Source organism: Paractinoplanes toevensis (assembly GCF_018332695.1).
GTDB lineage: Bacteria > Actinomycetota > Actinomycetes > Mycobacteriales > Micromonosporaceae > Actinoplanes > Actinoplanes toevensis.
Map to the genome: position 1 here is coordinate 140,317 of NZ_BOQN01000022.1, position 9,927 is coordinate 150,243.

At 68.2% G+C, this 9,927-nt stretch carries 10 protein-coding genes and 2 pseudogenes; 5 read left to right on the top strand and 7 right to left on the bottom strand.

Annotated features, from left to right (window positions below; genetic code table 11):
* Positions 1-515: 515 nt before the first annotated feature.
* Positions 516-2,195, top strand: a complete 1,680-nt coding sequence (locus Ato02nite_RS09395) for a hypothetical protein (protein ID WP_213006023.1) — start codon at positions 516-518, stop codon at positions 2,193-2,195.
* Positions 2,196-2,458: 263 nt separating this feature from the next.
* On the opposite strand, the gene Ato02nite_RS09400 is transcribed toward Ato02nite_RS09395, so the two are convergent.
* Entirely contained in the window at positions 2,459-3,094 is a 636-nt protein-coding gene (locus tag Ato02nite_RS09400) for a hypothetical protein (RefSeq protein WP_213006024.1), read from the bottom strand.
* A 160-nt stretch (positions 3,095-3,254) separates the two neighbouring features.
* Between Ato02nite_RS09400 and Ato02nite_RS52955 the strand changes: the two are divergent.
* Positions 3,255-3,388, top strand: a pseudogene (locus tag Ato02nite_RS52955) (transposase); the annotation flags it as partial.
* Positions 3,389-3,628: 240 nt separating this feature from the next.
* Here the strand turns inward: Ato02nite_RS52955 and Ato02nite_RS09410 are convergent.
* Positions 3,629-4,147, bottom strand: a complete 519-nt coding sequence (locus Ato02nite_RS09410) for a TetR/AcrR family transcriptional regulator (RefSeq protein WP_213006025.1) — start codon at positions 4,145-4,147, stop codon at positions 3,629-3,631.
* A gap of 28 nt (positions 4,148-4,175) precedes the next feature.
* Positions 4,176-4,604 (bottom strand): nuclear transport factor 2 family protein, encoded by a 429-nt coding sequence (locus Ato02nite_RS09415; protein WP_213006026.1) that lies wholly within the window; start codon positions 4,602-4,604, stop codon positions 4,176-4,178.
* A gap of 594 nt (positions 4,605-5,198) precedes the next feature.
* On the opposite strand from Ato02nite_RS09415, the gene Ato02nite_RS09420 reads away from it, so the two are divergent.
* Positions 5,199-5,945, top strand: coding sequence for a PrsW family intramembrane metalloprotease (locus tag Ato02nite_RS09420; RefSeq protein ID WP_213006027.1), 747 nt, complete (start codon positions 5,199-5,201; stop codon positions 5,943-5,945).
* Between the two features lie 72 nt (positions 5,946-6,017).
* Here the strand turns inward: Ato02nite_RS09420 and Ato02nite_RS53220 are convergent.
* Positions 6,018-6,485 (bottom strand): annotated as a pseudogene (locus Ato02nite_RS53220) (IS6 family transposase).
* A 447-nt stretch (positions 6,486-6,932) separates the two neighbouring features.
* Here Ato02nite_RS53220 and Ato02nite_RS09430 point away from each other — a divergent pair.
* On the top strand, positions 6,933-7,505 hold the full coding sequence (locus tag Ato02nite_RS09430) for a TetR/AcrR family transcriptional regulator (protein ID WP_213006028.1): 573 nt from the start codon (positions 6,933-6,935) through the stop codon (positions 7,503-7,505).
* 94 nt (positions 7,506-7,599) lie between these two features.
* On the opposite strand, the gene Ato02nite_RS09435 is transcribed toward Ato02nite_RS09430, so the two are convergent.
* The 3 genes from Ato02nite_RS09435 to Ato02nite_RS09445 all read right to left on the bottom strand — a co-directional run bounded on the left by Ato02nite_RS09435 (position 7,600) and on the right by Ato02nite_RS09445 (position 9,760).
* The gene (locus Ato02nite_RS09435; RefSeq protein ID WP_213006029.1) at positions 7,600-7,737 is read right to left on the bottom strand and encodes a hypothetical protein; all 138 of its coding nucleotides are present in this window, start codon (positions 7,735-7,737) and stop codon (positions 7,600-7,602) included.
* Positions 7,738-7,759: 22 nt separating this feature from the next.
* A complete protein-coding gene (locus Ato02nite_RS09440; RefSeq protein ID WP_213006030.1) occupies positions 7,760-8,752 on the bottom strand; it encodes an NADP-dependent oxidoreductase in 993 nt (330 codons plus the stop codon).
* Between the two features lie 264 nt (positions 8,753-9,016).
* Positions 9,017-9,760 carry an enoyl-CoA hydratase/isomerase family protein gene (locus Ato02nite_RS09445; RefSeq protein WP_246606401.1) on the bottom strand — a complete coding sequence of 248 codons (744 nt, stop codon included), beginning with the start codon at positions 9,758-9,760 and terminating at the stop codon, positions 9,017-9,019.
* Here Ato02nite_RS09445 and Ato02nite_RS51485 point away from each other — a divergent pair.
* Positions 9,720-9,927: hypothetical protein (locus Ato02nite_RS51485; protein WP_246606402.1), on the top strand; the 208-nt coding region annotated here is incomplete at its 3' end. The two genes, Ato02nite_RS09445 and Ato02nite_RS51485, sit on opposite strands and share 41 nt — an antisense overlap.

The following is a 9,927-nucleotide window of genomic DNA, read 5'->3' on the forward strand; positions in this document are numbered from 1 at the left end:
GCAGCCGTCTTCAACAACTCGGCTGGGATGCCTACCGGCACCCGCACGCCTTCACCGTCGTCCTGCGCACCCCACCCGAACCCGTCCTCCAGAAATGGATCCTGCCCACAGAGAACGGCTGGAGCCACATCATCACGATGCCCGGCATCACCGCCGACACCATCAACGCCTTCCTCAACGACATGGCCTCCGCCATCGCCGGCGGCGGCGCATCACGGCGACCATGAGCAACGCACCATGAGACCGCACTCTCTCGGCGTGGGCGTGGGCGACCTCCCGCAGGTGCTTGGCACACGAGCGAATCGGAGAAGGTTACCGACGTCCTTGGCCGCGATCAGCGCCTTGGCCGGGCCCGGAGTTCCTCCTCGAATCGCGGATAACAGGCCCGCCGCCTGGTTTTGACGGTCAGGGGCTCCGGCCGCCTTTAGTTGATCGATAGGCGTCGCCATGCGGCCGTGTCCAACGTGGATGGCTCTGCCGGTGCGTTGACGGTTGGCATGATTCAGAATGCAGGGATGGCGGACGATGGACTTGGCGACGCTGTCCTCGGCGAATGGTGCGCCCAGGCGTTCGCCGGAGCGCCGTCGGTGGCCGGGCGGTTGCCGTCCGGGACGGGGGAGTCGGTCGGCCGGCACGCCGAGCGGGCCCTCGCCCTGCGGATGGGCGCACTCGTGCAGCCCGTTCCGGCGTACCGGGCGCTGCGCGGGCGCCGGCCCGAGCTGATCGACCGCGTCCGGCGCTACTTCGCCGCGCACTCGACCGTCGGCGTGGTCGGCGCCGCCGGCCCGGAGAAAGGGCTGGCCCGGCTCTGCCTGCTGCTGGCCCGGTTGGAGGCGGGCGGAGCTCTGCGGCGGGGCGCAACGGTCGAGCAGCTCCACCGCAGCATTCCCGATCATGAGGTATGTGAGCTGGTCGACCTCGCCGGGAAGGTGCCCGGCGCACTGGGCGCCCGGCTCTACCCGTCGTCCAGCCCGCTGGGCGACGCCGAGCCGGTGTTCGGGCCCGGGCGGGTGCCGGGCGACCTCATCCTCGGCGGCACACTGATCGCGGTGACCCTCGGCGACCATGCGGAGCTGGCCCGGCGGCTGCGCCAGCTCGTCGCGCTGGCCTGGCTGGATGTCGAGGACCGCCACCGCGTCCGCGAGCTCGGGGTGTACCTGGCCGCCGCGGGCACCCTCACCATCTGGCCGGTCGCCGACCTCGCCGCCGAACTGCTGGCCGGGGCGGACCTGGACACCGCCCGCGCCGAGTTCCGGGCCTTGGCGACGGCGAAGGCCCAGCGGCAGCCCACGGTGTACGGGCCGGAGGTGTGGAAGACGGTCGCCGGCGTCGATTGGACCTACTGGGACCTGTGGTTCTGCGCCGTTTGCGTCCGGGACCACGGCGGCGACTGGGGCGCCCTCGACGCCAAACTCTCCGAGGGTCCCTACCGGGGGGAGTTCAGCGCGCGGATGTGGTCACACATCCTCGACATCGAGGGCCGCCTCGCGGCGGCGGGGATCAGCGCTGCCGAGCTCGCCGGTCCGCTGGTCCGCGATCGCAAGACGATGACGAAAGCCCGCTCGAAGGTCGTGCAGTGGATCGGCATCGATCGCAAGCACCTCTCGCCCGCGATGCGCGACACCCCGGAGGACCGTTTCGCCGCACGCGCGCACTTCGGCGGCTGGGACCTGTACCCGGTCTCGCCCCGCCCGTTCTACCACGACCTGATCGCGGCGGCGACGCCCGACCTTGAGGGAAAGGGCTGGCGGCACCGGGACATCCGGTCGATGTTCGAGACACTGCAGGAGCTGGAGACCCGCCACGCCGGCGACCCCGCCACCCTGCTCGCCGTCCGCCGGGCCGGCCTCACTGCCAGCTCGACCGCCCACCACAACTGCAGCGATTCGGGCGGCTTCGTCAGCGACTACACCTCGGATGCCATGCTGCGCTTCAGCCGCACCGACTGGCGGGCCACGGGCATCGATCCCGCGGGGTTCTGGCGGGACTTCCTGGAGGTGTTCGTCATGCTGAGCAACTACGGGGTGGCGTACGACCGCCAGGGAGAGGTGTGGGCGAACCTGGGCGCGGACCGCGACCTGGCACTGGTCGAACGGCTGATCGACGAGCTGCACGACCTGTACGTCGCCGGCCGGCTCAACTGGCACGCGTCCGAATTCGAACGGTTCCGCGACCAGATCCGGCCCCCGACCTAACGGAGAATCCTCCAGAAGCCTCACGCCACCGACGCAGACAGCGGCGATAGTGGACCGATCAAGGCTCATAGCGATCGAGCCGCACTCGGCTTGGATCAGAGCACCGACCTGCGGCCGGCGCCGAAGCCGATAGCCACGGTCACCATGCCGGGTCCGCCCCACCTGCCCCGCTGGATGTCGGCCCGGACGCGCTGATCGAGCGTCTCGTTCAACTGGTCGGCGATGCGCTGGGCGATTTGGTCGCCCTGACAATGACCGCCAATTTAGGGAAAGCGGCTGTGTAGCTTGGTGCCGAGGCGGATCAGGGCCACCTCCTGGGCTGGGGAGAGGCCGAATAGCGGGACGCCGTCGTAGGCGGTCTCACCGCCGGGGGTGACGTAGACGAAGGCGACGCGGGGAAACTCGGCGTTGAGGCGCTCGCCGAGGGCGGGGTCGGGCGGGTCGTGCAGGACAACGACGAGCGGGCCGTACTCCTCCTCGTGGCGGCGGATTTCGCGGTCGAGCTCGGTCACGTCGGCGATCGGGACGCCGTTGCTGAGCTTCTCGAGCAGCATCCGGCGGATGTCGGCGATCAGCGCGTCGGCGTAGCCGCCGGGCGCGACGGGTTCCCACGCGCCGTCGCCGGTGCTGGCGCGGCGCAGGTAGTACTCGGGGGTCTTGGCTGGGTGGCGCGTAGGACGGTGACCCGGCGGCCGGGCCGGGCAACGACCTCGTGCAGTTACCGGGCGGCCTCGGACGGCACGCGCGAGAAGGGCACCTCGGTTGATGAGCTCGTCGCGGGCGGCCGAGCGCATCGGCTTGAGCAGCTGCGTGAGCGCGAGCCGCAGCGGGTCGGGTGAGCCCTCGACGAGCCGCTCGCGCAGCAGCTCGGTGGCGATCATCCGGTGCAGGGCCGGCACCGGTGGACCAAGACGTTCACCGACCCGCGGTTCTGCGCCGCGATCGTGGACCGGCTCACCTTCGGCGGCAACATCAGCGAGACCGGCACCGACTCCTACCGCCTCCCCCACACCCCCAGAAGACTCTCGCCGCGGCAACGGATCGACCGCGCCGTGAAGGATCCGGCCATCCCTCACCATGCAGTGGAGCTCAGGGCCTGTCGAAGGCAACGTCAACCGGATCAAAATGCTCAAGCGGCAATGTATGGCCGAGCCAACTTCGACCTGCTCAGGAAGCGAGTTCCCCTCGCGTGATCCGGAGCCGGGAATGTCTCGGCTCCCTAATGGTGGCCCGGAAACCCAGAACCGAATACAACCGTCATGGCCGACCTGCGGTCGTATCGGAGAGAGAGATCGGTCTTCACGGAACCCGGGTTACTGAGGTGCGGTTGGCCTTGCGCTGAGAGCGCCACTGCCCGGCAGCCCTTTCATCTGCCGGGCAGTGGCGCTCTGGGAGCCCTCGGTCGAATCGGCGACGGACGAGGAAGGCCAAACTCAGGCACTGGCGAGTGTCTTGGCCCAGGGCTCGTCGATTTCGGCGAGGCCCAGCATGGTCGTGACATTGGCGAGCATGCCGACGGCGAACCAGCGCCGGACGGCTTCCTCGTCACCGTCGAGCAGCTTGTACACGACCGCGACTTGCCGGGCGTAGCAGGCGCGGACGGCGTCGCGGATGAGCGGCTCGTCGGTGGCACAGTTGGCCTGCATGAGGAAGCGCAGGATGTCGCCGTCCGCGATGATCGAGGCGTAGGCGTCTCGCAGAGCCTGCTCTGTCGTATCGGCCGTACTCAGGGCCTCGGTCAGGAGATCGCCGACGTGCTCGACGACGGCGACGAAGATGGTCTGCTTGTTGACGAAGAGGCGGTAAAGGTACGGCTGGGAGATGCCGGCCCGGTCGGCGATCTCATGGGTCGTCGTCCCGTAGAAGCCCTTACGCGCGAAGCAGCCCACCGCGGCGTCGACTACACCTTGGCGGCGCTGGTCACTCTTTACTGTCGTCCCGGCAGCAGGCATGTGACCAGCCTATCCGCGATGATCGACCTCAGGCGTCGACCGGCGTCAGGGCCTCGACGGCGGCCAGCGGATTCCAGTAGTCGTCGAACCGGGTGACCAGTCCGTCGGCGTCGGTGTGCACGACCACGACGAAATCCTGCTGGAACCGCTTGCCGGTGGGCCGGGCAGTCCCGTCGAGCTTGCCCCGCGCCACAGCGACCTGCGAGCTGGCCGTAGCGATGAAGGTCAGGTCCACAAGCCGTGCATCGAAGGTTTCGGTGAAGCCGCGCATGTGCGCGTGCAGGGCTTCACGCCCGTGCAACTCGGTGACCATGCCGGGCGGGGCGAAGGGGAAGGTGAAGGCGGCGTCGGCGGCGAAGAGGGCAGCCCAGGCGTCCAGGTCGGCGGCTGTCAGCAACCGCAGATGCTCGGCCGCGGCGTGCTGGGCGGGGGTGCGGGTCTCGATCGTGTCGTTCATGATCGAAACCTACAACCACCATTAGTGGTCGACCTATAACAAACGCTGTGCGATCGATCATGACGCTCGGCGCTTGCTTGACCGAGCTTTCCCTGTTCTGCGGTGGGACTGTCTCGGCTCCCCAAATGTGGGCCAGAACCTAAATCATGCCGGCACAAAGTCCGGTTCACTCGACCGGTGGGGTTACTTCAGGCCGTCCGAGTGGGCCATGGGAGAGCGTCAGAACCACCCGATCCGGACCAGGCAGCTGCAGGTGCTGCTGCTGTCCTTTGCCGACGGTGGGTGGGGCGTCATCCAGGACGGCGCAAACTGAGCCAGGGCCCTAGCCCGTGCGGTGCTCACCAGTTCTGGTCAGCCGGACCCCGGGCAGCTCGCCCCCACCCCGGTCCGGAACCTGCCCCAGTGACCCGACACCCAGCCCCTATCCGAAGGCATACGCGGTCAGATCGCATCATCATGCGATGCGGGCCACGGCCAGCGCGGCACAACCTGACCCGGCACACGCATGACGATCTGGAGGAGAGACCCCGTGAGCAAATCCGTCGATGGACGTGGCCCTTCGTCCTAATCGCCGGCCTGCTGGCATTCGCCGCCGTGCGTCAGGCCACATTGACCACCCTCAACCCCAACCTCGTGCCGTCGCTGATTCTCCTCGGCGCCGCCGTCATCCCCTGCACCTTCGTCTCCTTCATCGCAGGGCGCCAGCTCGCGATCGGCGTCAGCGGTGGCACCGTCGCACTCACCGCACTGTTCGGCGGCGTCATCGGCGTCGTAGCTGCCGGCCTACTCGAGTACGACTCCCGGAAGGATTTCGGGATTCTTCCGGTGGCCGGTATCGGCGTCATCGAAGAGGCGGCCAAACTGATCCTGCCGGCAATCCTGGTCTTCGTCCTGCGGCCGCGGCTGCCGGGCGACGGGCTGATCATCGGAGTCGCGTGCGGCGCCGGCTTTGCGGTGCTTGAGACCATGGGGTACGCATTCGTGGAGCTCGTTCAATCGCAGGGCAGCATCGCCGCCGTCGACGCACTGCTCTTCCTGCGGGGACTGCTCAGCCCGGCCGCGCACATGGCCTGGACCGGGCTCACCGCGGCCGCCTTGTGGTCGGCCGCCCAACACGGCTGGCGTCTGCGATCGGTGATGGCCTTCGCGCTGACCTACGTCTTGGCGGTTGCCCTGCACACGGCCTGGGATGGAATCGGCACGACCATGGCGTACGTCGTCGTGGGTACGATCAGCGTCCTGCTGCTCGGCATCACCGTGCATCGCGCCACGGTCAGCTCTCGGCCTCTGCTCAGCCAGCACAACCCTCTTACCGTGACCGGCCAGATCGCCGCAGTATGAAGTCCTGATTAGGGAAACGGCTCTGTTGCGTTGCGAGATTGCTGGACGTGATGAGCCCTGCCGGGCCGGGTGTCAGATCGCTTGGGCGAGTTCGATGAAGGCCGCGACGAGCCGCAGCGTGGGACGCGCGTCTTCCGCGAGTTCGTGGTGGCCGCGGCGCAGGTTCTGCACGAAGGCGTGCCCGGTGATCGCCACCTGTGCAGTTCGATCAGTCTGTAGTCCCCGCATCGGTCGCAGCCGGCGTTTGAGTCGACCGTGGTCGGCTTCTATCGGGTACGTCGATGACGTGGCCGTACTGATCGACGGCCCGGTAGACGTAGCGCCACACCCCGTTGACCTTGACGTAGGTCTCGTCGACGAACCACCGGTCGCCCGGCGCGTGCCGTGCGAATCGCGCGGCGTCAGCCAGCGACGGCGTGCCGCTGTACCCAGGTCGACCGGGACGTGATCGACCTCGATCCCGCGTTCGGCGAGCAGTTCCTCGACGTCGCGGTACGACAGGCCATAGCGCAGGTACCAGCGCACCGCCAGCACGATCACCTCGCCGGGGAACCGGAACCCGGCGAACGCCGAGCGGGCAGGACACCCTGGGACGAGACCGTACTACCGACTTCATCGGTCAACTTTGCCTCGATCCGCCCAACGGTCAACGCAACGGACCCCTTCCGCCCATGACCGGCCTCCCTCCGAGGAGAACTGCATCCCCGCAATACGAACGAACGGAAGCCGCGCGTCGCGTCTCGGCGGACCGGGGTCGGACAAGCGGTCGGGCAGGCCCCGACGGCCCAGGCGTTCCTGTTGTCCGGCGCCGCGGCCGGCATCACCGGCGCCTGATCGATGGCGGGGCGGCTCGAGGTCGCCCGAACCCGCCTCCGGGGCGGGTCGGGATCATCGATCGGATTGTTCGCTGATCGTAATATTACGTACGTCAGGCTATAGTTGCGGCTGGGTGCCGTAAGGCCCTTGGCGAGCGATTGGAGGTGCCCGGTGGCGCGTTACGACAAGGAGCACAAGCGGGCGACGCGGCAGCGGATCATCGAGGTGGCCGGTCATCGGTTCAAACAGGACGGTATCGATGGTTCTGGCGTCGCCATCTTGATGGCGGACGCGGGATTGACCAACGGTGCGTTCTACGCCCATTTTGCGTCCAAGGACGACCTGGTCACCAACGTGGTCGCCGACCAGTTGGGCTCGCAGGCCGAGAGTTTCAGCGCGTTGCCGCCCGGCCGGGCGGGACTGGAAGAGTTCCTGCGCGAGTATCTGTCGCCGCAGCACCGGGACAACCTCGCCGACGGATGCCCCTCCGCTGCACTGCTCGACGAGATCGGGCGCTGCCCGACCGCAACCAAGGACGCCTACACCGACGGTGCGCGGGTCATCGTGGACGAGATCGCCGGCCGTCTGGCTCCTGACGATCCGCAATCCGCGTGGGCGAAGGCGCTCGGACTTTTCACGATGGCGGTCGGCACACTGCAGCTGTCCCGCTCCCTGTCCGACCCGAAGTTCGCCGACGAGGTCCTCAAGTTGGGTATGCAGAACGCCCAGGAGTTCCTTCGCTGAGCATGGCGCCGCAGCAGTCCGGACTCCGTCCGGGCCTTGTCGGCGAACTGCGCGTGAAACTGGAAGATGCCGCCGTGCCCCGCGCTGGGGTAGATCACCAGTCGCTGTCCGGCAGCCGTCGTGCCCGGTCGAACGAGTTCCGGGTCGGCACCATCCGGTCGCCTTCGCCGTTGGCCACGAGTACGGGCGGGCCGATGACGGAGCCGTCCCGGCTGGGGACGGTCAACGGCAACGGGGCTGCACCGACGTCGTGGTCAGCGGATGATCACGATCTTGCCGTTGGCCTTGCCCTGCTCGACGTAGGCGAGGGCGTCGAGGGTCTCGTCGAAGTCGAAGGTGCGGTCGAGAACGGGGCGCAGCGTGCCGGCGTCGTACAGTGCTGCCAGGGCCTTGAGCTGGGTGCCGTCGGCGTGCATGAAGAAGAACGAGTACCGGACGCCCAGTCGCTTCGCCCGGCGGCGGACTTTGCGGCTGAGCAAGGCCATGACCGGTTTGAGCAGCGGCTGGCCGAGCTGTGCGGCGAAGGCCGGGTCGGGTGGGCCGACCACGCTGATGGCGAGTCCGCCGGGCTTGAGGACCGTCAGTGATTTTTCGAGACTGGCCGGGCCGAGGGAGTCGAGCACGACGTCGTAGCCGTGGAGGACGTCGGTGAACTCGGTGGTGGTGTAGTCGATGGCTTCGTCGGCGCCGAGGTCTCGGACCTTGTCGAGGTCGCGGATGTGGGCGGTGGTGGCGACGTACGCGCCGAGATGTTTGGCGAACTGGATGACGGTCGAGCCGAGGCCCCCCGCGCCGGCGTGCACGAGCACCTTCTGCCCGGGGCGCACGCCGGCGAGGTCGACGAGGCTCTGCCAAGCGGCGAGCGCCACCAGCGGTACGGAGGATGCCTCGGCGAAGGAGAGTGAGGAGGGTTTGCGGGCCACGTCGTCGGCGTCGATCGCGATCGATTCGGCGAAGGTGCCGGTCCGCAGGTCACGGGGTCGTGCGTAGATCTCGTCGCCGGGCTTGAATTCGTGCACGTCGGCGCCGACCCGGGTGATGATTCCGGCGACATCGTGGCCGAGGGTGAACGGGCGCTTGTACTTCAGCAGTTGCTTGAACTCGCCGTTGCGCACCATCATGTCGAGGGGGTTGACGCTGGCGGCCTTGACGTCGACCAGGACGTCACGAGGTCCTACCGGGGGTGTGGGGATGTCGGCCGCGCGGAGCCCGTCGGGTCCGTAGTGGGTGACGACGAAGGCCTTCATGTTGACTCCTGGTCGATCGATGGGGTGGAGTGCGCAGGAGCGCTCGCGATGGTCATGGCGTGGGGCAGGCGGCTGGATCTGTGCCCGGCCCGCGGCGTGTGCGCGGCGAATCGCCCCGGCACCGGCCACCAGCAGGGCTGATACCGGAGCCGTCGATGTCGTCCTGCTCGAACCGGTGTCCGGCCGTCTCGATGATTCGCCGCGGGTCGCCTGTTGGTGCTGCGCCCCCGTACCGTGGCATTCGCAGGCCGGTCACGCGGGGAATCAGATCTGCTGGTTGGCGACGGCGAGGTAGTCGCCCATGCGCAGTTCCACGTCGAGGCCCTTCTGTTCGGCGAGCTTTCCCATCTCCTGGGCGCGCGCCGCGAACGCGGGCGAGGTCAGCGACGCGGCGAATGCGGTGTACGCCGCGAGGAGTTCGGTCCGCGGCGGAAGCGTCACCTGGCTGATTTGCGCTTTGGCGGTCTGCAGCGTGCCCTTGTCAAACGATGCCAGGCGTGACGCCATCGCGTCGACGAAACCGTCCAGGTCGGCGTCGGGTACGGCCCGGGTCACCCAGCCGTATTGTCGTGCCGTGTCGGCGTCGTAGTCGTCGGCGGACAGCACGACTTCCAGGGCCCGGTCGCGGCCGAGCAGCCGGGTCAGGCGTTGGGTGCCCCCGCCGCCGGGGAGGATGCCGATACCGACCTCCGGCTGGCCGAATACCGCCTGCTCGCGGCTGGCGTAGCGCAGATCGCACGCCAGGGCCAGCTCGTTACCCGCGCCGCGGGTCCGGCCGCGGATCGAGGCGATGCTGATGAACGGCGCCGTGGACAGCCGCTCGACAAGGTCGATCCAGGCGGGCGTGGCGTCCGCGTCCTGGGTCAGCAGCTCGCCGGCTTGGGCGAGATCGAAGTGGTTGATGAAGAAGCCGGGCGTGTCGCTGGTGAAGACGACGACCTGAACCTGCGGATCGTCGCTGAACTGGGTGACCACCTCGCGCAGCCGGTGGACGGTCTCCGGAACCATCAGGTTCACCGGCGGGTTCGCGAACGTGACAGTGCGGATCTTGGGTGTCGGTGCTTGCACGCTGATCGTGCTGGGCTGGGTCATCTCGGTTCCCTTGAGGTGTCGGGTCGGGGAGGGCTTTCCGGCCGTGGTGAGGCGAGGCGGCGGCCTGCCGATACGGCCCGTTC

Coding starts and splice junctions, on each gene's coding strand:
- Ato02nite_RS09395 (WP_213006023.1), top strand. CDS start 516: ATGGCGGACGATGGACTTGGCGACGCTGTCCTCGGCGAATGGTGCGCC.
- Ato02nite_RS09410 (WP_213006025.1), bottom strand. CDS start 4,147: ATGCCTGCTGCCGGGACGACAGTAAAGAGTGACCAGCGCCGCCAAGGT.
- Ato02nite_RS09415 (WP_213006026.1), bottom strand. CDS start 4,604: ATGAACGACACGATCGAGACCCGCACCCCCGCCCAGCACGCCGCGGCC.
- Ato02nite_RS09440 (WP_213006030.1), bottom strand. CDS start 8,752: ATGAAGGCCTTCGTCGTCACCCACTACGGACCCGACGGGCTCCGCGCG.
- Ato02nite_RS09445 (WP_246606401.1), bottom strand. CDS start 9,760: ATGGTTCCGGAGACCGTCCACCGGCTGCGCGAGGTGGTCACCCAGTTC.